Annotated in this window: 25 protein-coding genes and 1 tRNA gene; 14 read left to right on the plus strand and 12 right to left on the minus strand. The window is 68.3% G+C overall.

From position 1 onward, the window contains the following. The coding region (locus FFS72_RS09620) for a helix-turn-helix domain-containing protein (RefSeq protein ID WP_137873735.1) at nt 1-203 on the minus strand (203 nt) is incomplete at its 3' end. 146 nt (nt 204-349) lie between these two features. Here FFS72_RS09620 and FFS72_RS09625 point away from each other — a divergent pair. Next, a complete protein-coding gene (locus tag FFS72_RS09625) occupies nt 350-1,948 on the plus strand; it encodes a class I adenylate-forming enzyme family protein (protein ID WP_502704094.1) in 1,599 nt (532 codons plus the stop codon). 27 nt (nt 1,949-1,975) lie between these two features. On the opposite strand, the gene pth is transcribed toward FFS72_RS09625, so the two are convergent. The 3 genes from pth to FFS72_RS09640 all read right to left on the minus strand — a co-directional run bounded on the left by pth (nt 1,976) and on the right by FFS72_RS09640 (nt 4,757). Continuing rightward, nucleotides 1,976-2,554 (minus strand): aminoacyl-tRNA hydrolase, encoded by a 579-nt coding sequence (gene pth / locus FFS72_RS09630; protein ID WP_137873737.1) that lies wholly within the window; start codon nt 2,552-2,554, stop codon nt 1,976-1,978. Between the two features lie 94 nt (nt 2,555-2,648). Next, nucleotides 2,649-3,269 carry a 50S ribosomal protein L25/general stress protein Ctc gene (locus FFS72_RS09635; RefSeq protein WP_137873738.1) on the minus strand — a complete coding sequence of 207 codons (621 nt, stop codon included), beginning with the start codon at nt 3,267-3,269 and terminating at the stop codon, nt 2,649-2,651. A gap of 210 nt (nt 3,270-3,479) precedes the next feature. Next, the gene (locus tag FFS72_RS09640) at nt 3,480-4,757 is read right to left on the minus strand and encodes a helix-turn-helix domain-containing protein (protein WP_249353221.1); all 1,278 of its coding nucleotides are present in this window, start codon (nt 4,755-4,757) and stop codon (nt 3,480-3,482) included. A 162-nt stretch (nt 4,758-4,919) separates the two neighbouring features. On the opposite strand from FFS72_RS09640, the gene FFS72_RS09645 reads away from it, so the two are divergent. Then, nucleotides 4,920-6,758 (plus strand): NAD(P)/FAD-dependent oxidoreductase, encoded by a 1,839-nt coding sequence (locus FFS72_RS09645; RefSeq protein WP_137873739.1) that lies wholly within the window; start codon nt 4,920-4,922, stop codon nt 6,756-6,758. A gap of 96 nt (nt 6,759-6,854) precedes the next feature. Here FFS72_RS09645 and FFS72_RS09650 read toward each other — a convergent pair whose 3' ends face one another. Beyond that, on the minus strand, nt 6,855-8,024 hold the full coding sequence (locus FFS72_RS09650) for an aminotransferase class V-fold PLP-dependent enzyme (protein WP_137873740.1): 1,170 nt from the start codon (nt 8,022-8,024) through the stop codon (nt 6,855-6,857). 149 nt (nt 8,025-8,173) lie between these two features. Here FFS72_RS09650 and egtA point away from each other — a divergent pair, with 149 nt between their 5' ends. The 5 genes from egtA to FFS72_RS09675 are packed head-to-tail and all read left to right on the plus strand — an operon-like array spanning nt 8,174 to nt 13,064. Then, the gene (egtA, locus tag FFS72_RS09655; RefSeq protein ID WP_502704097.1) at nt 8,174-9,400 is read left to right on the plus strand and encodes an ergothioneine biosynthesis glutamate--cysteine ligase EgtA; all 1,227 of its coding nucleotides are present in this window, start codon (nt 8,174-8,176) and stop codon (nt 9,398-9,400) included. A gap of 36 nt (nt 9,401-9,436) precedes the next feature. Continuing rightward, nucleotides 9,437-10,747 (plus strand): ergothioneine biosynthesis protein EgtB, encoded by a 1,311-nt coding sequence (gene egtB / locus FFS72_RS09660; protein WP_137873742.1) that lies wholly within the window; start codon nt 9,437-9,439, stop codon nt 10,745-10,747. Further along, the gene (gene egtC, locus FFS72_RS09665) at nt 10,740-11,510 is read left to right on the plus strand and encodes an ergothioneine biosynthesis protein EgtC (RefSeq protein WP_137873743.1); all 771 of its coding nucleotides are present in this window, start codon (nt 10,740-10,742) and stop codon (nt 11,508-11,510) included. The genes egtB and egtC overlap by 8 nt, the downstream gene beginning before the upstream one ends. Beyond that, nucleotides 11,507-12,487: an L-histidine N(alpha)-methyltransferase gene (gene egtD / locus FFS72_RS09670; RefSeq protein WP_137873744.1), complete on the plus strand. Its 981-nt coding sequence runs from the start codon at nt 11,507-11,509 to the stop codon at nt 12,485-12,487. Before egtC ends, egtD begins: the two co-directional genes overlap by 4 nt. A 22-nt stretch (nt 12,488-12,509) precedes the next feature. Further along, a complete protein-coding gene (locus FFS72_RS09675) occupies nt 12,510-13,064 on the plus strand; it encodes a dihydrofolate reductase family protein (RefSeq protein WP_137873745.1) in 555 nt (184 codons plus the stop codon). Nucleotides 13,065-13,171: 107 nt separating this feature from the next. On the opposite strand, the gene FFS72_RS26955 is transcribed toward FFS72_RS09675, so the two are convergent. Next, nucleotides 13,172-13,306, minus strand: coding sequence for a hypothetical protein (locus tag FFS72_RS26955; RefSeq protein ID WP_283235411.1), 135 nt, complete (start codon nt 13,304-13,306; stop codon nt 13,172-13,174). Nucleotides 13,307-13,742: 436 nt separating this feature from the next. Between FFS72_RS26955 and FFS72_RS26390 the strand changes: the two genes are divergently transcribed. From FFS72_RS26390 to FFS72_RS09685, 3 genes are read left to right on the plus strand one after another with little or no spacing between them, the layout of a single operon-like run. Beyond that, nucleotides 13,743-13,907 carry a hypothetical protein gene (locus FFS72_RS26390; protein WP_171018615.1) on the plus strand — a complete coding sequence of 55 codons (165 nt, stop codon included), beginning with the start codon at nt 13,743-13,745 and terminating at the stop codon, nt 13,905-13,907. Nucleotides 13,908-13,964: 57 nt separating this feature from the next. Further along, nucleotides 13,965-14,501 (plus strand): HNH endonuclease, encoded by a 537-nt coding sequence (locus FFS72_RS09680; protein ID WP_137873746.1) that lies wholly within the window; start codon nt 13,965-13,967, stop codon nt 14,499-14,501. 26 nt (nt 14,502-14,527) lie between these two features. Then, nucleotides 14,528-14,758, plus strand: a complete 231-nt coding sequence (locus FFS72_RS09685; RefSeq protein WP_050062905.1) for a WhiB family transcriptional regulator — start codon at nt 14,528-14,530, stop codon at nt 14,756-14,758. Nucleotides 14,759-14,767: 9 nt separating this feature from the next. Here FFS72_RS09685 and FFS72_RS09690 read toward each other — a convergent pair whose 3' ends face one another. From FFS72_RS09690 to FFS72_RS09715, 6 genes are all read right to left on the minus strand, one after another. After that, complete coding sequence (locus tag FFS72_RS09690) at nt 14,768-15,256, minus strand: GNAT family N-acetyltransferase (RefSeq protein WP_050063411.1); 489 nt, start codon at nt 15,254-15,256, stop codon at nt 14,768-14,770. 98 nt (nt 15,257-15,354) lie between these two features. Then, nucleotides 15,355-16,035 (minus strand): hypothetical protein, encoded by a 681-nt coding sequence (locus FFS72_RS09695; RefSeq protein WP_137873747.1) that lies wholly within the window; start codon nt 16,033-16,035, stop codon nt 15,355-15,357. A 150-nt stretch (nt 16,036-16,185) separates the two neighbouring features. Next, complete coding sequence (locus FFS72_RS09700) at nt 16,186-16,812, minus strand: DUF2461 domain-containing protein (protein ID WP_137873748.1); 627 nt, start codon at nt 16,810-16,812, stop codon at nt 16,186-16,188. A gap of 71 nt (nt 16,813-16,883) precedes the next feature. After that, nucleotides 16,884-17,864, minus strand: a complete 981-nt coding sequence (locus FFS72_RS09705; protein WP_137873749.1) for a ribose-phosphate diphosphokinase — start codon at nt 17,862-17,864, stop codon at nt 16,884-16,886. Further along, nucleotides 17,861-19,336 carry a bifunctional UDP-N-acetylglucosamine diphosphorylase/glucosamine-1-phosphate N-acetyltransferase GlmU gene (glmU, locus tag FFS72_RS09710; RefSeq protein ID WP_137873750.1) on the minus strand — a complete coding sequence of 492 codons (1,476 nt, stop codon included), beginning with the start codon at nt 19,334-19,336 and terminating at the stop codon, nt 17,861-17,863. Before glmU ends, FFS72_RS09705 begins: the two co-directional genes overlap by 4 nt. 37 nt (nt 19,337-19,373) lie before the next feature. After that, nucleotides 19,374-19,444, minus strand: a tRNA-Gln gene (locus FFS72_RS09715). A 213-nt stretch (nt 19,445-19,657) separates the two neighbouring features. On the opposite strand from FFS72_RS09715, the gene FFS72_RS09720 reads away from it, so the two are divergent. The 4 genes from FFS72_RS09720 (at nt 19,658) to FFS72_RS09735 (ending at nt 24,967) form a co-directional block, all read left to right on the plus strand. Beyond that, on the plus strand, nt 19,658-20,248 hold the full coding sequence (locus FFS72_RS09720; protein WP_050063413.1) for a TetR/AcrR family transcriptional regulator: 591 nt from the start codon (nt 19,658-19,660) through the stop codon (nt 20,246-20,248). 49 nt (nt 20,249-20,297) lie between these two features. Then, nucleotides 20,298-20,522 carry a hypothetical protein gene (locus FFS72_RS09725; RefSeq protein WP_212744339.1) on the plus strand — a complete coding sequence of 75 codons (225 nt, stop codon included), beginning with the start codon at nt 20,298-20,300 and terminating at the stop codon, nt 20,520-20,522. Nucleotides 20,523-20,663: 141 nt separating this feature from the next. Continuing rightward, nucleotides 20,664-24,299 (plus strand): transcription-repair coupling factor, encoded by a 3,636-nt coding sequence (mfd, locus tag FFS72_RS09730; protein ID WP_502704095.1) that lies wholly within the window; start codon nt 20,664-20,666, stop codon nt 24,297-24,299. Further along, entirely contained in the window at nt 24,296-24,967 is a 672-nt protein-coding gene (locus FFS72_RS09735; protein WP_502704096.1) for a nucleoside triphosphate pyrophosphohydrolase, read from the plus strand. Before mfd ends, FFS72_RS09735 begins: the two co-directional genes overlap by 4 nt. Nucleotides 24,968-24,991 lie beyond the last annotated feature (24 nt).

The raw sequence follows: 24,991 nt of genomic DNA on the forward strand, positions 1-24,991 counted from the left end.
GGGCTGAGCAGGCGGGCGGGTGGGACGTCGAGGTGTCGGGCGATCGCATGCAGCCGGTCGATTGTCAGCGCCACCTTCCCGTTCTCGATCGCACTCATTGTCCCGACGCTGACGCCGATCGCCGAGGCGAGGGCGCGCAGGGACATCCCGGACTGCTGCCGGGCCTGACGGACGGCGGGCCCGGTCGAGTTCTGTTCAGCCATACTGAACACGGTAGCGTGGGTTTGCCCGCGCTGTGGACCGGCGACCGGTGATGCCCGCCCGGTCGGGCGAGCAGCGGAATGGAGGTCGGGTGAGCGCGTACGACGAGCGGCCGTGGCTAGCGCATTACGGCGATCGGCCGGCACACATGCGTGTGGAATTCGGTACCGCGATGGACATGTTCGACGCCGCGGTCGTGGCTGCCCCGGACGACCCCGCGGTGCGGTACTTCGACGGCGTGCTCTCGTGGGCCGAACTGGATCGGGCATCGGATGCGCTCGCCGCGTTGCTCGCGTCGCGTGGATTCGTGCCGGGGGACCGGTGCGCGCTGTACGTGCAGAACGATCCGGCGTTCGTGATCGGGTTGGTCGCTGCCTGGAAGGTCGGCGGTGTTCCGGCCGCGATCAGCCCGATGAGCAAGGCCGACGAGTTCGAGTGGTTCCTGCGCCGATATCGTCCGGCGGCACTGTTGGCGCTCGACGACCTGTATGTCGAGGTGGCCCGTCCCGTCCTGGCAGCGGATCCGGGTCTCGCCGTGCCGGTGGTGGTGACCGTGTCCGGGTTGGACGGCCAGTCCCGCACCGACGTGCGGGTGTTCGCGGGGGTCGAGCGGCTCCGGCCGCCCGACACGATAGATCTCGCCGCGCTGATCGCAGGGTATGACGGCCCGGTGGTTCGACGGCGTCCGGTCGGTCCCGGCGATGCAGCCGTTCTGCTGGGCACGTCGGGAACGACGGGGTTCCCGAAGGGTGCGCGGATCAGTCACGCGAACCTGACCTTCAGCACTCAGCTGTACCGCGACTGGTCGGGAGTCCTCCCCGGCGAGCCGATCCTGGCACTGGCGCCGGTGTTCCACGTGACCGGTCTCGTGGGCGCGGTCACGCTGGCAATGCTGTCGAAATCGCCTGTTGTGTTGACCCATCGCATCCATCCGGGGGTGATCGCCGACGCGATCCGCGAGCATCGCCCCGCGTTCGCCGTGGCAGCCGTCACCGCCTATATTGCGCTCGCTGACGAATCCGACATCACCCCCGCCGAGATGGCGCCGCTCCGGTTGCGCTACTCCGGCGGTGCGCCGGTCGATCCCGGGGTCGCGGATCGGCTCGAGGTTGCGCTCGGTGGCTACATTCGCAACGTCTACGGCCAGACCGAGACGACTTCGCCGACGCACATCGTGCCGCCGGAGGTGCGTGCACCGGTCGACGCGGAGACCGGAGTGCTGTCGGTTGGCGTGCCGGTGTCGAACACCATGGTCCGGGTTGTCGACGATGTCGGCCGCGACCTCCCCGTCGGCGAGATCGGCGAGCTGGTGACGAGCGGCCCACAGGTCATCGGCTCCTACTGGGACGACCCGGAGGCGACCGCTGCGGCATTGACCGGTGGTGAGCTGCGTACCGGTGACATCGGATTCATGGACGCCGACGGCTGGTTCTACGTCGTCGACCGAAGCAACGACGTCATCAACGCGGCCGGCTACAAGATCTGGCCGCACGAGGTAGAACTCGTGCTCGCCGACCATCCCGACGTCGTGGAGGCCGCGGTCGTCGGTATCCCCGACGACTACCGGGGCGAGTCGGCCAAGGCATTCGTGGTGACGCGACCTGGGAGTACGGCCACCGAAGCCGAACTGGTCGACCACTGCCGTGAGCGTTTGGCGGCCTACAAGTATCCGCGAGAGGTCGAATTGGTCGGAGCCCTTCCCAGGTCCGCGACCGGGAAGTTGTTGCGACGCAAGCTGCGTGGCTGAGAGTGCCGGGAGCCCGTTCCCGGTGACTCAGTGCAGCTGGTTCTGAGCTGCTTCCAGGCCGACGCGCAGCAACAGTTCGACCGCATCCACCGCCTCCTCGCACACGAGGTCGAGTTCCTTGCGCTCCACCGTCGAGAACGGCTTGAGCACATAGTCGGCGGGATCCATGCGGCCCGGCGGGCGGCCGATGCCGACCCTGGTGCGCAGGTAGTCCTTCGTGCCGAGGGCCTGCGAGATGGAACGCAGACCGTTGTGGCCGCCTTCGCCGCCGCCCATCTTCAGACGGAGGGTGCCGTAGTCGAGGTCGAGTTCGTCGTGCACAACGACGAGGTTGCCGGGGTCGACGGAGAAGAATCGAGCAAGTGCGGCAACGGGTTTGCCGGACAGGTTCATGTACGTCCGGGGCTTCGCGAGAATCACCTGACGTCCGGCGAGTCGGATGGTGACGGCGTCGGCGCCGGACTTCTTGTGCACGCTGAATCGTGCCCGTTCGCGGGCGGCGAGGGCGTCGACGACCATGAATCCGACGTTGTGCCGGGTCTTCTCGTACTGCGGTCCGGGATTGCCGAGGCCGACGACGAGTGCGGTGTCGTTCGAGTCGCTCAACGTGGTTGTCCTGTCCTGACGAAACGCGACGACGCGCCGCCCGCGGTGGGGCGACGCGTCGTCGACGTCAACTGATGTGGTCCGCGGAAGCGGATCAGGCCTCTTCGCCCTCGGCTGCCTCGGTGGCCTCGGCAGCCTCTTCGCCCGCGCCCTCGAGCGACTCGGCGGACGGCGACTCGACGATGTTGACGAGCAGCAGCTCGGCGTCGTCCTGCAGCGTGACGCCGGAGGGCAGGGTGACGCTGCCGGCGAGGATCTGGGTGCCGGCCTCGGCGCCCTCGATGGAGATCTCGACCTGCTCGGGGATGTTCAGGGCGTCGGCCTCGACCTTGACGGTGGTGACGTCCTGGGTGACGAGGGCGCCGGAAGCGGCCTCACCGGTGAGGACGACGGGCACCTCGATGGTGACCTTCTCGCCCTTCTTCACGACGAGCAGATCGGCGTGCTCGATGTGGCGACGGATCGGGTGCACGACGATGGACTTGGTCAGCGCGAGCTGCTCGGTGCCGTCGATGTTGAGGTTGATGACGACGTTGGTGCCGTGGGCGCGGAGGATCGCGGCGAACTCACGGGCGTTGACGCTCAGGTGCTGCGGGTCGGTTCCGTGGCCGTACAGAACGGCGGGCACGTTGCCGTCACGGCGGGCGCGGCGGGCGGCACCCTTGCCGAACTCGGTGCGGACGGCGGCGTTGAGGTTGTTGACGTCGGTCGACATGGGGAAACAGCTCCTACGGCTCACATCAGTGTTTACGGGTACGCGGTGATTGCTTTGGTGTCGGCTCTACGGGGGGCGACGGACGCGCACGGCCCCGGAGCAATGCTCGCTGGAGTAACCGTGGCCGCGTCGATCACGGTGAACCCGTATCAGTGGGTTCGCCCTCGCCGAGACAACGCAGGACAGCCTACCGGACCGCGGCGTCCACGGCTAATCGCTGGCGAGGGCGCGAACGGCCGGGCTGGTGGACCGTCGGACGAACGCGCATTCGGTGAGCAGGTCGGTGTCACCGAGGTCCACGTCCAGGTGGACGGACCCGGCGAGCCGGTACGGCCTGCCGTCGATCACGGAACCGAGGATGCGCCGCAGACGGGAGATCTCGGCCCGAATCGCGACGGCGTGATCGGGGTCGCCGTAGATGCCGGAACTCAGCTCGGCGACGGACAGGCCGCGCGGACCCGCGCGGTGCAGCAGGAGCAGGATCTCTGCGTGCCGACCCGACAGGGGGGCGCGCCAGGAGTTGTCGGCGCCGGACACCACGACGACCGGCGACCCCGACAGGTCCAGTCGCATCTCGATCCGAGCGCCCTGGTCCTGGGGGCGGATCACCCAGCCTCCTGCGACCCGTTCCGGCGAGCACGGGCCGAGTCCCGGCACCGTCAGCGTCCGGTCGCCCCGCGGTGCCGCGACGCGCTTGGTGGCCGCGACGCCGGAGGCGTGCGCGACCCAGCCGTTGTCGTCGACGAGGAGGATCGGACCGGTGCTGGACGCCAGCATCGGTGCGGCGGTCAGGCGAAGGCGTTCGAGCCGCGACTCGTGGTGCCGCCACAGTTGGGCCTGCGCGAGCCGGACGGCGGTCTCGACGAGTGCGGTGACGGTGGGGTGCAGGGTGAGCGCCGGTCCGCTGACGTCGACGACGCCGAGAAGCTCGCCGGTCCGGGGGTCGTGGACGGGGGCGGCCGTGCAGTACCAGGGATGCTGCGTCTGCTCGAAGTGCTCACCCGAAAAGAGTTGCACCGGGGAGGCTTCCGCTATCGCGGTGCCGATGGCGTTGGTTCCGACGGCGTCCTCGGTCCAGGTGGCACCTTCGCGGAATCCGAGCGAGTCCGCCCGGGCGCGCACCCGTGCGGAGCCCGAGCGCCACAGGATGACGCCGTCCGCGTCGGTCACCACCATCAGCAGGTGCGAGGCGTCGGCGACGGCGGAGATCACCAGGTCGAGATCGACGATCACGTCGGCCAGCGCAGACCGCCTGCGGCGTCGTTCGATCTCGTCGACGGCGAGCAACGCCCGCGCATTGGTGCCGTCGGGGGCGAGTCCGGACTGCAGGACCCGAGCCCACGACCGCTGCACGACGGCGCGAGGCCGGATCGGCGAGCGTCCGCCCCCGATCAGGGCGTCGTGCATCCGGACGAGGTCGCGGGCGTGCCGGGACAGGTCGGTGCCCGGCTCGATGGCCCCGTATCCGGTGGCACGGACATCGCCCACGGTCTCCGCCTCTGCTCGCTGGTCCCGCGAGCATATGTCCGCGATGTGTCGGGTGTCACACGCGATGGGTGGCGCGGGTGTCGTGCAACGCGCTGCAACGCTTGTCGCGCGTATCTGCCGAGAGTGTGCTCTGTGTCACACGACAACGAAGGGATTGGCGCCATGACACAGACACTCGACCCCGAGGCTCGCTCCGCCACCGGATCGCCGAGGGAACGGGTCGACGCCTGGCTGACGGAATTCGAGGCCGCGCTCGCGACCCGGGACGTCGACGTTGCGGCAGGCATGTTCGCCGTCGACGGCTTCTGGCGCGACCTCGTCTCGTTCACCTGGAACCTCAAGACGGTCGAGGGTCGTGACGGCGTCGCGGACATGCTCCGCGAGCGTCTCGACGACACCGATCCCTCCGGCTTCCGCGCCACCGAGGAACCCACCGAGGCGGACGGTGTGGTCTCCGCCTGGGTCGCGTTCGAGACGGCAACCGGGCGCGGCGAGGGTCACCTGCGGCTGCGCGGAGACGAGGACGGCCGTGACCGCGCGTGGACCCTGCTGACCACGCTGCAGGAACTCAAGGGACACGAGGAGGGGAAGGGCACGCGCCGCCCCATGGGTGCCGAGCACGGCGCCGATCCGAACCGCGTCACCTGGTCGGAGCAGCGCGAGATCGAGGAACGGGAACTGGGGTACTCGGCGCAGCCGTACGTGGTGATCGTCGGCGGCGGGCAGGGTGGCATCGCGCTGGGTGCGCGGATGCGTCAGCTCGGGGTGCCGGCACTGGTGCTCGACAAGCACGACCGCCCCGGTGACCAGTGGCGGGGCCGCTACAAGTCGCTGTGCCTGCACGACCCGGTCTGGTACGACCACCTGCCGTACATGCCGTTCCCCGACAACTGGCCGGTGTTCGCGCCGAAGGACAAGATCGGCGACTGGCTGGAGATGTACACAACGGTGATGGAGGTGCCGTACTGGTCGAAGACGACCTGCACCTCCGCGTCGTACGACGAGAAGCTCGGCACGTGGACCGTCGAGGTGGTGCGTGACGGTGAGCCGATCACGTTGCGCCCCAGGCAGTTGGTGCTTGCCACCGGCATGTCGGGCAAGGCGAACGTCCCGTCGTTCCCCGGCATGGAGAAGTTCCGCGGCGATCAGCACCACTCCAGTGCGCATCCCGGTCCCGACGCGTACGCGGGCAAGAAGGCCGTGGTGATCGGCGCGAACAATTCCGCCCACGACATCTGCGGCGCGCTGTGGGAGCACGGCGCTGACGTGACGATGGTGCAGCGCTCCTCGACGCACATCGTGAAGTCGGATTCGCTCATGGACCTCGGTCTCGGTGACCTGTACTCGGAGCGGGCTCTCGAAGCCGGGATGACAACGCACAAGGCGGATCTCACGTTCGCATCGCTGCCGTACCGGATCATGCACGAGTTCCAGATCCCGATCTACGAGAAGATTCGCGCCCGCGACGCCGACTTCTACGACCGGCTGGAAAGGGTCGGGTTCCAGCACGACTTCGGTGACGACGGCTCGGGGCTGTTCATGAAGTACCTGCGCCGCGGATCGGGCTACTACATCGATGTCGGCGCCGCCGAACTCGTCGCGAACGGTGACATCGCTCTGGCCCACGGGAACATTCGTGAGCTCACCGAGAACTCGGTGATCCTCGACGACGGCACCGAACTCGAGGCCGACGTCGTGGTCTACGCAACCGGGTACGGGTCGATGAACGGGTGGGCCGCGGACCTGATGGGGCAGGAGATCGCCGATCGGGTCGGCAAGTGCTGGGGTCTGGGCTCGGACACCACGAAGGATCCCGGGCCGTGGGAGGGCGAGCAGCGCAACATGTGGAAGCCGACCCAGCAGGAGGCGCTGTGGTTCCACGGCGGCAACCTGCATCAGTCGCGGCACTACTCGCTGTACCTGGCTCTGCAGCTCAAGGCTCGGTACGAGGGCATCCCGACTCCGGTGTACGGGATGCAGGAGGTGCACCACCTGAGCTGAGTCGTTCACTCCGCGAGCCCCTCCCATCGAGATGGGAGGGGCTCGCGGAGTGGGCCCGGGTGCCGATGCGGCGCGAGCGGGTCCGGCGAGACCCGTTCACAGTTCCGCGACGGCGGCGACCAGGCGGTCCAGATCCTCGAAGGTGTTGAAGTAGTGCGGTGACGCGCGTAGGACACCGTCGAGTCCGCGACGCGTCATGTCGACCCAGGTTGACCCGCGACCGCTCACGGTGACGGTGACGTCGCTGTCCGCCAGCACCTCTCGGGCGGAATTGGGGTCGACGCCCTCGACGGTGAACGAGACGATGCCACTGCGGTGGCCGCCGAGGTCGCGGACGGTGACACCGGGGAGCGCGGCGAGCTCGGTGCGGGCGAACTCCGCTCGCGCCGAGACCGCCGACGCCACCTCGTCGATGCCGAGGTCGAGCAGGTACCGGATCGCGGCACCGAGACCGAGCCTGCCTGCGACCGAACACTCCCAGAACTCGAACCGGGAGGCGTCGGGTGCGAGCCGGTAGCCGGTCTCCTCCGCCCACTGCGCTCCGTGGAGGTCGAGGGCCGCGGGTTCCATGCTCTGTGCGAGTTCGGGGCGCAGGTACAGGAAGCCGGTGCCGCGAGGTCCCCGAAGCCACTTTCGTCCCGTCGCCGACAGGGCGTCCACGCCGAGTTCACGGACGTCGACCGGCACCTGACCGACGGACTGGCAGGCGTCGAGCAGCACCAGTGCGCCGACACCGTGGGCGAGGTCGACGACCTCTCGGACCGGATTGATGAGGCCGCCGTTGGTCGGGGCGTGGACCAGAGAGACCAGGCGGACCCGCTCGTCGAGCATCCGGTGCAGGGCGTCGAGGTCGATCTCGCCGGTCGGGGTCGACGGCACCACCTCGACGCTCGCACCGCTCGATCGGGCGCGCTGGAACGCCGCTATCGCGTTGCTGGCGTACTCCACCTCGGTGATCAGGATGCGGTCGCCGGACGCGAGCGGAACGGCGTAGAAGAAGTCGGCCCATGCCCGCGAGGCGCTCTCCACGAGTGCCAGGTCGGCAGGCTGGGCGCCGAGCAACTGTGCGAGCGAAACCTTGACGTCGGCGAGGTCGTCGGCCCGTTCCGCTGCCGCCCGGTAGCCGCCGATCTCCGCCTCGCGTCGCAGGTGACCGATCATCTCGTCGAGAACGGGACTCGGTGGGAGGGACGATCCGGCGCTGTCCAGGAACGCGCGTCCCGCGCACCCGGGCGTGTCGGCGCGGACGCGGCCTAGATCGAGCATCGGGCCTCCAGAATCGGTCGACGTCTGCGGTCGACGCTACCCGCGCGGCTCGCTGCGCGGGTGATGACAGCGACCGCGAATTCGGTCTACCCTCGGTCACGTTCTGTGATCCGTACATGCCGTCCGAGGATCGGAGCACGGCGATGACCATGGCAACGCGAACGGGGTCCGCGCGGCTCACCACCAGGGCCGCGGCGGAGGCGTACGTCGGTGGGGTCTGCTTCAAACTCGGCCCACCGATGCTGATCGGTGCCGAACTGGAATGGTTGACGGCTGCTCGTGACGGTGCGCGTCCCCGGCCCGCCGATTTTGCAGCTGCTCTCGGACCGCATGCTCCGACCTCGATCGTTGCCGATTCCCCCGCGCGGGCACTTCCCGGTGGCAGTGTCGTCACCCTCGAACCGGGCGGTCAGATCGAACTCTCCAGCGCCCCGATGTCCTCTGCGGAGGAATTGTGCGCGGCGCTCACCTCCGACTCCACCCGGCTGGAGCACCTGCTCGCCGGCGCGGGCATCGCGATGCGATCGGGAGCGGCGGACACCGATCGGATCGCGGAACGCATCCTCCCCGCACCCCGATACCGCGCGATGCAGCACCGCTTCGACCGGATCGGTCCGTTCGGGCGGCTCATGATGTGCAACACGACCGCCACCCAGATCAGTGTCGACGCAGGTGGCGACGCAGCCGAGGTCGCGTCCCGTTGGCGTGCGCTGTACGCGATCGGCCCAGCCCTGCTGGCGGCGTTCGCGTGCTCACCGCGGCTCCGCGGGATTACCGGTGGTCGGTGGGCCTCGCAGCGGATGCGCACGTGGTTCGAACTCGACCCCGGACGCACCGACCCGCCGCGACTGTCCGACCCGATCCGCGACTACGCGAGCTGGGCGGTCGACGCTCCGCTGCTGTGTGTGCGCGGCGGCTGTGGGGACAGCGCCGACGACTGGTCGGTTCCCGGTGACGCCACATTCTCGGACTGGGTTGCCGGAGAGCTGGATTCGGTGATCGGTCGGAGTCCGAACGTGTCGGATCTGGACTACCACCTCACGACGTTGTTCCCTCCCGTGCGGGCGGCCGGGCATTTCGAGGTGCGCTACCTCGACGCGCAGCCGGGTGACGGGTGGCGGATCCCGGTGGCCGCGCTTTCCGCGCTGTTCGGCGACCCCGTGACCGTCGAGGAGGCAATCGCGATCGCAGCACCGACCGCGGACCGGTGGCGCTGCGCCGCCGAGCTGGGGCTGATCGAACCCGAATTACGAACCGCTGCCGTCGATCTCCTGGAACTGGCTGCGTCCCGCTCGGCGACGTTCGCGCCCGACCTGGCCGCCGCGGCGGAGCGATGTCGCCGTGGACGCACCGTGACAGGGGAGCCGGCACCGTGACCGAGGAGACCGCATCGTGACGAAGGTGGCCGACCGATGACCACACCCGAGGACGTCCGCACCCGACTGGTCGAAGAACTGACCCGGGCGCGCGACCGCAGCCGTGCACTGACCGACTGCGTGGACGACGTCGACCTCACGACCCAGCATTCGCCGTTGATGAGCCCACTCGTGTGGGATCTCGCGCATATCGGGAACCAGGAAGAACTGTGGCTGGTTCGCGACATCGGGGGACGAGAACCGGTACGCCGCGACCTCGACGAACTGTACGATGCCTTCGCTCACCCTCGTGCGACGAGACCGTCACTGCCACTGCTGAATCCGTCCGAGGCGCGGCAGTACGTCGATCAGGTCCGCGACAAGTCGTGGGACGTACTCGACCGTTCGCCGCTGCGGGGCCGCAGGCTCGAGGAGGACGGGTTCGCGTTCGCGATGATCGCCCAGCACGAGCAGCAGCACGACGAGACGATGCTCGCCACCCATCAGCTCCGGCGCGGCTCGGCGGTTCTCGCGGCCCCGGCCGCCCCGCGGACGACGGCGGTTCCTCGTGGTGAGGTCGTCGTGCCCGGCGGCGATTTCGAGATGGGCACCTCCACCGATCCGTGGGCTCTCGACAACGAACGCCCCGCACACCGCGTCACCGTGCGGGCGTTCGCGATCGACGCGGCGCCGGTGACGAACGGGCGATACCTGGAGTTCATGGCCGACGGCGGGTACCGCAGGCCCGAGTTGTGGAGCGAACGCGGTTGGGCGCACCGCGTCGCCGCCGAACTCGACGCGCCGCAGTTCTGGGTGGACGACGGCGCGGGCGCGTGGTGGCGGCGGGCGTTCGGGACGATGGAGCCGGTGCGTGAACACCAGCCGGTGGTGCACGTCTGCTGGTTCGAGGCGCAGGCGTACGCGCGGTGGGCCGGACGCCGCCTGCCGACGGAGACGGAGTGGGAACGTGCCGCACGATGGGATCCGGTGTCGGGCCGGTCGCGGCGATTCCCGTGGGGGGACGAGGAACCGACTCCCGAACGTGCGAACCTGGGCCAGCGTCACCTGGAGCCGGCCGAGGTCGGGGCATATCCCGTCGGGGCGTCGCCGCTCGGTGTCCACCAGCTCATCGGGGACGTGTGGGAGTGGACCTCCTCCGATTTCCTTCCCTACCCGGGCTTTTCGGCATTCCCCTACCGGGAGTACTCGGAGGTGTTCCACGGCGGCGACTACAAGGTCCTCCGCGGCGGGTCGTTCGGGACGGACCCGGTGGCGTGCCGCGGGACGTTCCGGAACTGGGATCACCCGATCCGCAGGCAGATCTTCGCGGGATTCCGCTGCGCGCGGGACGTGGAGTCGGATGTGTAGACACCTCGCGTACGTGGGTCCGCCGCGGTCCGTGGCGAGTGTGGTGACCGACGGCTCGCACAACCTGGTCACGCAGTCGTGGGCGCCGACCGACATGCGCGGTGGCGGCACGATCAACGCCGACGGCTTCGGGGTCGCGTGGTGGCCGGAAGGTGGCGAGGGTGCCACCGCGTACCGGAACGCCCGCCCGATCTGGGCCGACCCGACGGTTGTCGGTGTTCTCACCCAGGTCCGGTCGACGGGCGTCATGGGGGCGGTTCGGTCCGCGACGGAGGGGATGCCGATCACGGCCGAGGCCTGTGCGCCGTTCACGGATGGGCGATGGGCGTTCAGTCACAACGGGCGGATCGACGGGTGGCCCGGTTCGGTTGCGGCACTGGCCGAGTGGCTGCCCGCGGTGGAACTGCTGACGATGCCTGCCCTGACCGATTCGGCGCTGCTGTGGACCCTGGTGCGGCGCAGGTTGGAGGTCTCGCCGCCCGGCGAGGTACTGCGCGACGTGGTCACGGACGTGCTCGACGCGGCGCCGCGGTCGCGACTGAACCTGATGCTCGGCGACGGGGCCACCGTGTGGGCGACCGCGGTCGATCATGCGCTGTCGGTTCGGGTCGACGAGGCGAGCGCGCTGGTCGCGTCCGAGCCCGTCGACGACCGGGACGGCTGGGTTCCGGTGCCGGACGGGCACGCGGTCGAGGCGCGACCCGGCCACCTGGCCATCACCGAATTGCCGACACGGAACGCGTACCGGGAGGGACGGTCATGACCGAGCCGACGATCGAGATTCACTTGGCACCGGAGGATCTGGACGAGAGTCTGCGGGTGGACGCTCGGCTCGGCCTGACGGCGGTACCGAAATCGCTTCCCCCCAAGTGGTTCTACGATGCGCGCGGCAGCGAGCTGTTCGAGGAGATCACCAGGCTCCCCGAGTACTACCCGACGCGCACCGAACGGGAACTACTGCGGGCGAGCGCCGAGCGCGTGGCGGAGGCGACATCGGCGCAGATCCTCGTCGAACTCGGTTCGGGGTCGTCCGAGAAGACGAAGCTCCTGCTGGACGCCATGACGGCGCACGGATCGCTCGAAAAATACGTCCCGCAGGACGTGTCGGTGGCGGCGGTGGATTCGTCGGTGCACGACCTGGCCCGCCGGTATCCGGGGTTGGTGGTGCACGGCATCATCAGTGACTTCACCGACACCCTGCACAACCTGCCTCGTGGGGGTCGGAGGATGATCGCGTTTCTCGGCGGAACGTTGGGGAATCTCGTCCCGGACGAACGTGCGGAGTTCCTGTCGTCGGTCGCGGAGGTGCTCGAGGACGGGGAGCAGTTGCTGCTCGGAGTCGGGCTGGTGACCGACCCGGAGGTGATGGTTCCCGCCTACGACGACGCCGCGGGCGTGACGGCGCAGTTCAACCTCAACGTGCTCAACGTGCTGAACACGCGGCTGGGGGCGAACTTCGACCCGTCGGGATTTCGCCATGTGGCACTGTGGGATTCGCGCAACGAGTGGATCGAGATGCGAGTGCAGGCGCTGCGGCCGATGACGGTGCATGTGCCTGCGATCGACCTGGACGTCGTGTTCGACGAGGGGGAGCAGATGCGGACGGAGATCTCCGCGAAGTTCCGGGTCGAAGGAATCTGCAAGGAGCTTGCCGCAGCGGGTTTCGGCAGCGACCGGGTGTGGACGGATCCGCTGGACCGGTTCGCACTCATCCTCGCCGACCGGACGGGACGCGAGTGACCACGAAAGGGGAGGGCATCCGATGCGCAAGGTGACCTATTCGATGAGCATGTCGCTGGACGGCTTCATCGTCGGACCGGACGGCGGATTCGACTGGCCGGGCTTCGACGACGACGTCTTCCAGCTCTCCATGGACGAGATCCACGACGTCGATGTGCACCTGATGGGGCGACGCCTGTACGAGACGATGCTGTACTGGGAGACCGCCGACCAGGATCCGACACTGAGCACCGCCGAGCGGGAATGGACCGTGCTGTGGAACGCCCTTCCCAAAGTGGTCTTCTCCACGACCTTGACGGAGGTGCAGGGCAATGCCCGCCTGCTGCCCGGAGGCCTCGTCGAGGAGATCGAGCGGCTGCGAGCCGAGCCGGGGGACGGCGAGATCGCCATCGGTGGCGCGGGCCTCGCCGCGGGCGCGGCGAGCCTGATCGACGAGTACAAGATCCGGGTCTTCCCGGTGCTCGTCGGCGGCGGTATCCCGTTCTTCGCGCGCGACGAGCGCAGAGTGGATCTCGATCTCCTCGAGAACCGCACCGTCGGGAAGGTCCTGTACTTCCGGTACGCCGTGGTGCGGTGAGAGATCACGGCGAGTGAGGTCGCCGTGATCTCGAGACCGCCGGAATCCGGACCGGCCCCGTCGCCGACTGAGGGTCGGTGACGGGGCCGGTCCGAGACCGCGCCGAATCAGGCAGCGAGGAACGGCATCAGCGCGAGGCCGAGGCCGACTGCGGCGCCGACGCCGACGATGACGCCACCCGCGGCCGTGATGACCTTCTGGAGGTCTGCGGCGGTCTTCAGATCATCTGCGGTCGAACCCATTGTGAGGTCTCCTGTTTTCGTGGGGGATGGTGACGCATGTCTCAGCGACAGGAATATTCGTACCACAAGCGAAAGACTTCACAACTATGCGTATCAATATATGAGAAAGGCCAGCGTGGAAGGGTTGAACGAAAGTTACGGTTACTTGAATTACGGTGCGGTACCGGACTTTTGAGCCGCGATTGTCGCTGATCTCGGTCAGTGGGACCGTACTCGCTAGTAGCGCTTGTGTTGTCCCCTTCGGATCAGAACCGGTTGATTTCGGTGACGTTCGTCGTCGCGCCGGTGCCGTGCTCGCCTCGTGTGCGTCGAGTGGCATCACCCTCGGCAGCGGGGGCGGGCACGAGTCCCGCGGTAATTCGGGTGCACCGCCCCGGCTGTCGGTGTCACCATGAGCGTCCCGATCGCACACCCGAACCAGGAGAGGAGTCTTCCGATGCGAGCACCGGAACCGACAACCGTCATCTCGTGGTCGAAGCGCCGGCCCGCTTCCCTCCAGGAACCTGCGCGATTCCAGCTCGCGCACATGACGCTGCTGCCGAGCTCGACTCGGCGGCACCGCTACGCCGGCTCCCGGTCGATTCACCCACTCACCACCTGACGCGCCTCGTTCCGCACGGTTCTCGGCGCCACCACGCACCCGAGAACGAGGCATCCGATGCGCACCCCACCCGTCACCGTCCACAGCAGGAACTGGCAGCGCAGTCGCGTGCTGGTCCTCAACGCGACCTTCCAGGCGCTGTGCGAGGTCCCGGCGGAACGTGCCGTCACCCTCGTGGCGATCGGCGCCGCCGAATCCGTCGCGGACCACGAACCGCGGGTTCCGATTCGGGCGCAACACCTCGAGATCCCGCTGCCGGTCACGATCCGGCTGTTCGAGTACGTCTACGTGCCGCACACCGCGACGGTCACCGACACCAGTCGGGCCACGTACGCGGGAGTGTCCCGGCGGGACCGGCACAGTTGTGCGTACTGCGCCGACCAGGCCGCGACCACCATCGACCACGTGGTGCCCCGCAGTCGTGGCGGCACGAACAGCTGGGCCAACCTCGTCGCGTGCTGCCGGCCGTGCAACCAGCGCAAGGCCGACCGGACACCTCAGGAAGCGGGGATGGCCCTGCTGTGGGAACCGAAGGTGCCCAACCACATCGAGAAGGCCCAGCATCGGATCTGGCGGCGGCTCGCCGCGATCTGAGCACAGGCCCGGAGAGGAGACCGGACATGACGACGTCGACCTTCGTGGACGACCCGACCCGCTGGCGGGACGCGGCGTGCCGCGACGATCCGAACCCGGAAAGGTGGTTCCCGTTCCCGTCGGACGACTTCACCCACGCCCGCGACGTGTGCAACGGTTGCCCGATCCGACTGCAGTGCACCCACTTCGCAGTCTCGACCGGGCAGTCCGGCGTGTGGGGCGGGATGGAGTTCGATCGCGGCCGCGTCCGTCGGTGACCGTTCGGGTCAGAGGGTCAGTTGCATGTACGTCATGTCCAGCCACTGCCCGAACTTGGTGCCGACCTCCGACATGACGCCGACCACTCGGAAGCCGAAGCGCTCGTGCAGGGCAATGGAGACAGTGTTGCCGGACTCGATGCTCGCGACCATGACGTGGACGCGGCCCGCACGGGCCCGGGAGATCAACTCGGTCATCAACGCCGTCGCGATACCCCGACCGTGGTGGTCGGGGTGCACGTACACGGAGTTCTCGACGGTGTGGCGGTAGCCGCTCTTGGCCCGCCACACCCCGTACGAGGCATGCCCGGCGACCCTGCCCCCGGCCACCGCGACGAGGACCGGGAAACCCTGGGTGCGGCGGTCGTGGAGCCAGGCGCGGCGATCGTCTACGTCGACGGTCTCCTCGTCCCAGATGGCGGTCGTGTTCCGGACCGCCTCGTTGTGGATCTCGAGGATGCCGGGCAGGTCCTCGTCGCGGGCGTCACGGATCTCGATGGTCACCACTCCATGGTGCCCCAGACCCGGTGCCGCCGCTGTGTTGATCCGGTGCCGCCGCTGCGTCGATCCGGCGCTACCGCTGTGCCGACCTGGTGCTACCGCTGGGCGCTGAGGCGGGCCTTCTCGAGCGCCCCCAGGGTGCGCATGATCGTCGCCTTCTGCTTCTCCAGGTCACTGCGGCGGGCGCGGGCTGCGAGGCCGGCCTGGTCGGCCACCTGCGCGAGCTGGGCGTCGACCTGAGTCATCTGGTCGAGCAACGCCAGTGCCCGCGACTGGATCTCGTCGAGATCGACGGCCTCGGAGCGCACCGGCGATGCGGCGGGCGCGGATGCGGTGCTGCGGCTGGTGCGGGTGGCAGTGGTCGCAGCGGGACGCGGAGCGGCGGAAGCGGACTCGGCGACAACGGCCGCGGCGCGCGGCCGCAGTGCCTTGCGCACGAGAGCCGGATCGGGCGGGGTCGCCAGCTTGATCTGGTTCAGCGTCTGCCGGGCGTCGCGGGCATTGACACGCCACTCGCGCTCTTCCTCGTCATCGGACTGGAGGGTGCCGCCGAGCGGACGGAGACCGTACATGCCGAGGAACCGGCGGGCGCCCTCGATGACCTCTTCGTTCTCGCGGCAGGTGCCGCACCGCGGTTCGTTGCGGTACATGTCGACTGCATTGTCGTCACCGCACCAGACGCACGCCCCGGGAACCCAGGCTCGTCGCGATGTCGGCCGGTCCGTCTGCGTGTTCGTGGTGTCGGCCGGAGCATCGAGAGTCTGCGCGTCAATCACGACGCATGACAATAGGGCAGACGTTCCCGGCACGACACACCGGCTCCGTACTTTCCTGGAGTTCCAGGTTCGGTCGTGACGAATCTCATGCTCGATTTCCTTTGGGTTGGGTGTGTGAGCAGCAACCTCTTGCCGCGCAAGAGGTTCCGATCACCCGAGGACGTCGGAAAACCAGTCGACGAGCGGGCGCATCGCCACCCACGCATCGCGCACCTCGGTCAGTGTGCGAGGACTGTCGATCCAGTCGGGAGAAGTGAACAACCGGCCAGCGGTCAGCGACTTGTGGCGCAGAAGTTCGATCCGCGGATGGTCGGTGCCGAACCCGCGGGGAGCGGTCTTGAGTTGCTCGCCGCCGATGTCGAACCCGGCCGCCTCGAGGCCGGCGACGACGGTCACCAGTTGGCTGCCGCGCAGTTCGGCATCGACGGCGGCGCGGTAGCGCGCCAGGCGGTCGGGGGAGTGCGCGTAGTGGCCACCCGCGACGAAGAGTCCACGCGCGTCCACCTGGACGTAGAAACCGGCGCCGGGGGTCGTTTCCACGAATCCGCCCTGATGAGTCTTGTAGGGCGCCTTGTCTTTCGAGAAGCGGACGTCGCGGTGGGGGCGAAAGACCTTACCGGGACCGAATTCCGGCTCCAGTTCGTCCAGGAGCGCGATCATCGGTGCACGCACGGACTCGTCGTAGACAGGCTTGTGGGCGGTCCAGAAGGACTTGCTGTTGTCCGACTCGAGATCCTCGTAGAAGTCGAGCGCGGTGACGGGGAATCCGGTGAACACCCCAGAAATTCTACGCCTGTGCGTGAGTTCGGCAGCTGGAGTCACCGAACTCACGCACAGGCGCGAAGCGCCTACGCGCTGCCGTTGAAGAGAGAGGTCACCGAGCCGTTCTCGAAGACCTCCTTGATCGTGCGCGCGAGCAGCGGCGCGATCGACAAGACGGTCAGCGTCGGGAAACGCTTCTCCTCGGGGATCGGCAGTGTGTTGGTCGCGATGACCTCCTTCGCGCCGCAGTTCGCGAGGCGCTCGGCGGCCGGGTCGGAGAACACGCCGTGCGTGGTCGCGATGATGACGTCGCCCGCACCGGAGTCCTTGAGGACCTTCACGGCGCCCGCGATGGTGCCGCCGGTGTCGATCATGTCGTCGATCAGGACACAGGTCCTGCCGCTGACGTCACCGACGACGCGGTTCGACTTCACCTGGTTCGGGACCAGCGGGTCGCGAGTCTTGTGCACGAACGCCAGCGGTGCGCCGTCGAGTTCGTCGGCCCACTTCTCGGCGACCTTGACGCGGCCGGCGTCGGGGGAGACGACGCAGATGTTCTCGGTGCCGTAGTTCTCCCGCACGTAACCGGCGAGCTGACCGAGGGCGTGCATGTGGTCGACCGGCCCGTCGAAGAAGCCCTGGATCTGATCGGTGTGCAGGTCGACGGTGATGATGCGGTCCGCGCCTGCGGTCTTGAGGAGGTCCGCGATGAGACGCGCGGAGATGGGCTCACGCCCGCGGTGCTTCTTGTCCTGGCGGGCGTACGGGTAGAACGGCAGGACCGCGGTGATGCGCTTGGCGGAGCCCCGCTTGAGCGCGTCGATCATGATCAACTGCTCCATCACCCACGTGTTCAGCGGGGCCGGATGGCTCTGCAGGACGAACGCGTCGGAGCCGCGCACCGACTCCTCGAACCGGACGAAGATCTCGCCGTTCGCGAAGTCGGTCGCCGTCTGCGGCGTGACCCGGATGTCGAGTTCCTTGGCGACCTGCTCCGCCAGCTCCGGGTGCGCGCGACCGGAGAAGAGCATGAGGTTCTTCTGGTTGTCGGTCCAATTCGCGGTCACTGCTTTTCGCCGTCCTTGCTTGAGTTCTCGTAGTGCTGCTGTGCTGATGCCGCCGCGTCGGCGGCTGCCGTTCCGGGCCTGTTGCGCTCGACCCAACCTTCGATGTTCCGCTGCTTCCCTCCGGAGACGGCCAGCGCCCCCGGCGGAACGTCCTCACGCAGGACGGTGCCTGCGCCCGTGTACGCGCCGTCGCCCACGTGGACCGGGGCGACGAACATCGTGTCCGACCCTGTCCGCACATGCGACCCCACCACGGTACGGGTCTTGTTCACGCCGTCGTAGTTGACGAAGACGCTCGATGCCCCGATGTTGCTGTGCGAACCGATGCTCGCGTCCCCGACGTACGTGAGATGCGGCACCTTCGTGTGATCTCCGATGTCGGAATTCTTCACCTCGACGAACGCGCCGAGCTTCCCGGATTCGCCGAGCACCGTTCCGGGCCGCAAGTACGTGAACGGACCGACCGTGGCCCCTGCGCCGATCACCGAGTCGTCGCCGTGCGTGCGGATCACCGAAGCGCCCGCCCCGACCGTGACGTCGGTGAGCGTGGTGTCGGGTCCGATGACCGCGTCCTCACCGATCGACGTCGCGCCGTGCAGCTGCACGCCCGGCCGGATGGTCGCGTCGCGCCCGATCGTCACGTCCACGTCGATCCATGTCGAGGACGGATCGACGACGGTGACGCCTGCACGCATGTGGGCCTCGACGATCCGCCGGTTCAGGTCCCGCGCCAGTGCGGACAACTGCACGCGGTCGTTGGCGCCTGCAACCTTGCCCGGGTCGGACAGCTGGGCGGCGTAGACGTCCCGGCCCGACTGCCGGGCCAGCTTGACCACGTCGGTGAGATAGAACTCACGCTGGGCGTTGCTCGAATCGAGCTGCGACAAGGCGTTCCGAAGAACCTGCGCATCGAACGCGTACACGCCGGAGTTGACCTCCGTGATCGCGACCTGGTCGGGGGTGGCGTCGGCATGTTCGACGATCTCCGCCACCTCGCCGTCGGCGTCGCGCACGATGCGGCCGTACCCGTTGGGGTCCGCAGGCACGAACGTCAGGACGGTCGCACCTGCCTGCGTGGGCTCGGCACGGTGTTCGTCGAGCAGTCCGTGCAGGGTGTGGCCGTCGAGTAGGGGGACATCGGCGGAGGTGACGACGACGGTCCCGGAGAAATCCGTGGGTAGCGCGCCCAGACCGCAGTCGACGGCGTGCCCGGTCCCGTTCTGTTCCTCCTGGACAGCGATGGTGATCTCGCGATCCAGCCCGGACGCAGCTTCCAAGGCGGCTGCACCGACGGCCTCCCGTTCGTGACCGACGACGACCACGAGGTGGGTGGGGTCGAGTTCCGCGGCCGCATGCAGGGCATGGGCGAGCATCGACCGGCCGGCGAGGGTGTGCAGCACCTTGGGGGTCTTGGACCGCATCCGGGTCCCCGCTCCGGCGGCGAGGACGATCACGGCGGTCTCGGTTGGCATGGAGCTCCTCGAATCGAACATGGTGATCTGCCGCTTGCTCCGCCGCCAGGACTCGAACCTGAACTATCTGAACCAAAATCAGAGGTGCTGCCATTACACTACGGCGGATTGCCTGCGGATTTGCAGGACATCCAGGGATCGAAACCCGGCTCCGGTGGTCCGCTGTGCGCCCGCGATCCTCTCACGACTACCCGCTCGGGTGCCAACCGCCTCGCCGGAAACGGGGTCGACGCCTCGCGCCTGCCGGAGAGGTGGGCCGATACGCTGGTCGGCATGTCCCGCCCTCCGCAGGCTTCGCCCGACAAACCGGTCCGGACCCGGATGACCGGAACGCAGCGCCGCGAGCAGCTCATCGAGATCGGTCGCAGCGTGTTCGCCGAGCGCGGCTACGACGCGGCGTCGGTCGAGGAGATCTCGGCGCGGGCGAACGTCTCCAAGCCAGTCGTCTACGAGCACTTCGGCGGCAAGGAGGGCCTCTACGCGGTCGTCGTGGACCGTGAGATGTCGGTACTCCTCGAGATGGTGACCAACTCCCTCCGGCAGAACAGGTCGCGGGTCCGCGTCGAGCGCGCCGCACTGGCACTGCTCACCTATGTCGAGGAACGCACCGAGGGCTTCCGCATCCTGGTCCGCGACTCGCCGGTGACGGCGGAGGAGGGAACCTACTCGAGTCTGCTCAACGAGGCGGTCTCCCAGGTCGGACACATCCTCGCGGGCGACTTCTCCCGGCGAGGGTTCGACGCCGGCCTGGCGACGCTCTACGCGCAGGCTCTTGTCGGAATGGTCGCCACCACGGCCACCTGGTGGCTGGACGAGCGCACCCCGTCCAAGGAGGTCGTGGCCGCTCACCTGGTGAACCTGTGCTGGAACGGACTGACGAACCTCGAGGCCGACCCGCAGCTGGGGGAGTGAACACCAGATGTCGCACCCGCGACGGCTTGCTGTGCTTTGTCGACACATTGTGACCACGACACCTGGGACCGGCGCGGCATCGATCCTCCCGCTGGGCCCACATCCCGAGCAGATGCTGCCGAGCTACCGCGAACCGAAGGACACCCAGCCACAGTTCTGGCGCGACGCGCTCGCCAAGCCGACGGATCGGCAGATTCTCGAACGGCGGGCGCTGATGCGGCTGCCGCAGATGTCGACGTCGATGGGACGGGCGCTGCAAGCGCACTACCAATGAGGTGACGCACGGCACTGTCGCGGCCCCGTCCTAGACTTGTCGGTGGTCGTCGAACAGGGCGGCCGTACGCGTTCGGCGATCCAGGGACGGTCCATCCACATGCCATCGACGGTGCCCTCAGCAAACCCCGAAGCAGGGACGGTGACACTCCCGCTGGCGGGGGTGGCGGGCGTCGCGCTCGCGCATCCAGCCTTCGAACCGGTGCGCCAGGCGATCGGCGCCGCGTCGTTGTCGATCGTCGCGCCCAACCCTGCCCGCCCGTTCCTCGCGACGGCGATCGCGCAGCACAGTCAACTGCTGCTCGTCACCGCGACCGGTCGGGAAGCGGACGACCTGACAGCGGAACTCCAGGAGATCCTGGGTGAGCGGGTCGCGCAGTTCCCGTCATGGGAGACGCTTCCGCACGAGCGGCTCTCGCCCGGCGCCGACACGGTCGGACGCCGCCTCGAAGTGCTGCGCCGTCTCGCGCACCCCGACGACGCCGACTACGGTCCGCCACTCCAGATCGTGGTCACCACCGTGCGGTCGCTCGTGCAGCCGATGGCGCCCGGCCTCGGTGACATCGAGCCGGTGACACTGCGGGAGGGCAGCGAGGTTCCCTTCGAGGCCCTGATCACCCGCCTCGTCGAGATGGCGTACACCCGCGTCGACATGGTCGGCAAACGTGGCGAGTTCGCGGTCCGCGGCGGCATCCTCGACATCTTCTCGCCCACCGCCGATCATCCTGTGCGCGTGGAATTCTGGGGCGACGAAGTGACGGAACTGCGTCCGTTCTCGGTCGCCGACCAGAGGTCCATCCCCGAGCTGACGGTGGCGACCCTCGTCGCACCGCCGTGTCGTGAAGTGCTGCTCACCGAGACGGTGCGCGACCGTGCGGCCGTCCTCGCTCGCGACAACCAGGCCGATGCGGCACTCGTCGAGATGCTCGACAAGCTGTCCGCGGGTATCCCCGTCGACGGTATGGAGGCGCTGCTCCCAGTCCTGCAGCACGGCGAGCTGGTGCTGCTCAGCGACGTGCTACCCGAAGGCGCGCACGTCCTGCTGTGTGATCCGGAGAAGATCCGCACCCGCGCAACCGATCTCGTCCGCACCGGCCAGGAGTTCCTCGAGGCGTCGTGGACGGCGGCGTCGATCGGTGCGGAGGCGCCGCTCGACACCTCCACCCTCGACACCTCCGGGATGACCGGGATCGACCTGGCCGCGTCCGCGTACCGGTCACTGCGGCAGGTCCGTGAAAGCGCCGAGGCCAACGGCCGATCGTGGTGGACCGTCAGCCCGCTCGCGTCGGGCAGCGACGACGAACTGGTCCTCGACGTCCATCCCGCGCCCGAGGTGCGCGGATCCGACGAACTGCTCGCCGAACTGTTCGTCATGTTGCGCGCGCACGTCACCACAGGTGGACGCGCCGCGATCGTGGTCGCGGGATCGGGCACCGCGCAGCGCGCACTCGAGCGGCTGCGGGACGCCGAGGTGCCGACCGTGCTCCTCGCGCCGGGTGCCGAACCCGCCCGCGGTCAGGTGTCGGTGCTCTGCGGTTCGCTGCAGAACGGTCTGGTCCTGCCGGCCGAGCGCCCCGATGCCGGATTGGTGCTGGTGTCCGAAGCGGACCTGACGGGCAACCGTGTCGCAGCCGCGGGCGACGGCAGGCGGTTGCCGCCGAAGCGCCGCAACCAGGTCGATCCGCTGGCGCTGACCGCGGGCGACATGGTGGTGCACGACCAGCACGGCATCGGGCGGTTCGTGGAGATGGTCGAACGCACCGTGGGCGGGGCCCGGCGCGAGTACCTCGTCATCGAGTACGCGGCGAGCAAGCGTGGACACCCCGGGGACCGGCTGTTCGTGCCGATGGAATCGCTCGACCAACTGTCCCGCTACGTGGGTGGTGAGCTCCCTGCGCTGAGCAAGCTCGGCGGCTCGGACTGGCAGAACACGAAACGCAAGGCGCGCAAAGCTGTTCGTGAGATCGCGGGCGAGCTCGTCCAGCTGTACGCGGCGCGGCAGGCCGCGCCCGGGCACGCCTTCGGCCCCGACACCCCGTGGCAGAAGGAGATGGAGGACGCCTTCGCGTTCACCGAGACCCAGGACCAGCTCACCGTGATCGACGAGGTCAAGGCCGACATGGAGAAGGCGGTGCCGATGGATCGTGTCGTCATCGGTGACGTCGGATACGGCAAGACCGAGGTCGCGGTGCGCGCTGCGTTCAAGGCCGTCCAGGACGGCAAGCAGGTCGCGGTCCTCGTCCCGACCACCCTGCTGGCGCAACAGCATCTGCAGACCTTCTCCGAACGTATGGCGAGCTTCCCGGTCAAGGTCCGCGGCCTGTCTCGATTCACGGACCCCGGCGAGTCGAAGGAGATCATCGCGCAGCTCGCGGACGGTGAGGTCGACGTCGTCGTCGGTACTCACCGACTGCTGCAGACCGGGGTTCGCTGGAAGGACCTCGGACTGGTGATCGTCGACGAGGAGCAGCGTTTCGGCGTCGAACACAAGGAGCACATCAAGGCGCTGCGCACCCACGTCGACGTGCTCACGATGTCCGCCACGCCGATTCCCCGCACCCTGGAGATGAGCATGGCGGGAATCCGGGAGATGTCGACGATCCTCACCCCTCCCGAGGAGCGGCACCCGGTGCTGACCTACGTCGGTGCGTACGCAGACAAGCAGGTTGCCGCCGCCATCCGCCGTGAACTGCTGCGCGACGGTCAGGTCTTCTACGTCCACAATCGGGTCAGTTCGATCGACAAGGCCGCCAAAAGAATTCGCGAACTCGTGCCCGAGGCACGCGTCGTCGTCGCACACGGCCAGATGAACGAGGAAACCCTCGAGAAGACGGTCCAAGGGTTCTGGGAACGTGAATTCGACGTGCTCGTGTGCACCACGATCATCGAGACCGGACTCGACATCTCCAACGCGAACACCCTCCTCGTGGAGCGGGCCGACTCTCTCGGCCTCTCGCAGTTGCACCAGCTCCGCGGCCGCGTCGGACGCAGCCGCGAACGCGGGTACGCGTACTTCCTGTACCCGCCCGAGAAGCCGCTCACCGAAACGGCCTACGACCGGCTCGCGACCATCTCGCAGAACTCCGATCTCGGTGCGGGCATGGCTGTCGCGATGAAGGATCTCGAGATCCGCGGCGCCGGCAACGTGTTGGGAGCAGAACAGTCGGGGCACGTCGCGGGCGTCGGATTCGACCTGTACGTGCGCCTCGTCGGCGAGGCCGTCGAGGCGTACCGCGCCGTTGCGGACGGTAGACCGATCACCACAGACGAGGCACCGAAGGAGGTGCGCATCGACCTTCCCGTCGACGCGCACATCCCGCCCGACTACGTCACCAGCGATCGGCTCCGGCTCGAGGCATACCGCAAGCTCGCCGCCGCAGGGGGCGACGACGAGATCACCGCGGTCGTCGACGAACTCGTCGACCGCTACGGTCCGCTGCCCGAGGAGGTCGGCAGGCTGGTGTCCGTCGCGAAGCTGCGTCTCCTCTGCCGTGAGTACGGACTCGAGGAGGTTGCCGTCACCGGCACCCAGCTCAAGATCGCGCCGATGCAGCTCCCCGACTCGAAACAGTTGCGGCTCAAGCGGATGTACTCGGCAGCGCAGTACCGGGCCACCACGGGGATGATTCAGATGCCGCTGCCCCGGACGGGCGGCGTCGGCTCGGACCGGGTGCGCGACGTGCAACTGTTGCAGTACATCGCCGACTTCCTGCTCGCGATGGACGGTAAGGCGGCGGGGGCAGTCGACGTGTCGGTGCCTGTCGGAGCGCCCGCGTGACCGCCGGCGATCCATCGTCGCGGGATCGGACACTCGGGGACGGGCTCGTCGAAGCTGCCGAGGTCATGGACCGGCTGTGGTCCTATGGCGGGTGGGAGGTCACTCAGACGCACGAGTCCCTGACCTCGTACCTCGTCGAGGAGACCTACGAACTGCTCGACGCCGTCGCAGTCGGCGACCCTGCCGAGATCCGCGAGGAACTCGGAGACCTGTTGCTGCAGGTCCTGTTCCACTCCCGCATCGCCGAGTCGTCGGGCGAGTTCACCGTCGACGACGTCGCAGCGGAGCTGGTCGCGAAGCTCGCGCATCGCAGTCCGCACCTCGCCGACGACGTCCGTGGGCCGATCGACATCGCCGAGCAGGAGCGGGCGTGGGAGGCGCGCAAGGAGACCGAGAAGCAGCGCGCGTCGTGCCTCGACGGGATCGCGACGTCACTCCCGTCGCTGGCATTCGCGGAGAAGGTGATCGGTCGCGCCCGCAAGGCGGGTCTGCCGGACGACCTGATCCCGACCGACCTGACCGTCGTCCAGGTCGGGGACAACGCAGAGGTGCGACTCCGATCGGCAGTACTCGCGTTCGCCGAGCGGGTGCGCTCCGCGGAGAAATCCGCCGCCGCGGACGGTGCGGTCCGGCTCTCCGCGGACGACTGGCGGACCCACTGGCAGTAGCGCTTGCGCCGGGCAGTCGGCGAC

Source organism: Rhodococcus sp. Q, assembly GCF_005503035.1.
Lineage (GTDB): Bacteria > Actinomycetota > Actinomycetes > Mycobacteriales > Mycobacteriaceae > Rhodococcus_G.

Coding starts and splice junctions, on each gene's coding strand:
- FFS72_RS09625 (WP_502704094.1), top strand. CDS start 350: ATGCGTGTGGAATTCGGTACCGCGATGGACATGTTCGACGCCGCGGTC.
- egtA (WP_502704097.1), top strand. CDS start 8,174: ATGGCAACGCGAACGGGGTCCGCGCGGCTCACCACCAGGGCCGCGGCG.
- egtB (WP_137873742.1), top strand. CDS start 9,437: ATGACCACACCCGAGGACGTCCGCACCCGACTGGTCGAAGAACTGACC.
- FFS72_RS09720 (WP_050063413.1), top strand. CDS start 19,658: ATGACCGGAACGCAGCGCCGCGAGCAGCTCATCGAGATCGGTCGCAGC.
- egtC (WP_137873743.1), top strand. CDS start 10,740: ATGTGTAGACACCTCGCGTACGTGGGTCCGCCGCGGTCCGTGGCGAGT.
- FFS72_RS26955 (WP_283235411.1), bottom strand. CDS start 13,306: ATGGGTTCGACCGCAGATGATCTGAAGACCGCCGCAGACCTCCAGAAG.
- FFS72_RS09675 (WP_137873745.1), top strand. CDS start 12,510: ATGCGCAAGGTGACCTATTCGATGAGCATGTCGCTGGACGGCTTCATC.
- FFS72_RS09645 (WP_137873739.1), top strand. CDS start 4,920: ATGACACAGACACTCGACCCCGAGGCTCGCTCCGCCACCGGATCGCCG.
- glmU (WP_137873750.1), bottom strand. CDS start 19,336: ATGCCAACCGAGACCGCCGTGATCGTCCTCGCCGCCGGAGCGGGGACC.
- FFS72_RS26390 (WP_171018615.1), top strand. CDS start 13,743: ATGCGAGCACCGGAACCGACAACCGTCATCTCGTGGTCGAAGCGCCGG.
- egtD (WP_137873744.1), top strand. CDS start 11,507: ATGACCGAGCCGACGATCGAGATTCACTTGGCACCGGAGGATCTGGAC.
- FFS72_RS09635 (WP_137873738.1), bottom strand. CDS start 3,269: ATGTCGACCGACGTCAACAACCTCAACGCCGCCGTCCGCACCGAGTTC.
- FFS72_RS09650 (WP_137873740.1), bottom strand. CDS start 8,024: ATGCTCGATCTAGGCCGCGTCCGCGCCGACACGCCCGGGTGCGCGGGA.
- FFS72_RS09680 (WP_137873746.1), top strand. CDS start 13,965: ATGCGCACCCCACCCGTCACCGTCCACAGCAGGAACTGGCAGCGCAGT.
- FFS72_RS09685 (WP_050062905.1), top strand. CDS start 14,528: ATGACGACGTCGACCTTCGTGGACGACCCGACCCGCTGGCGGGACGCG.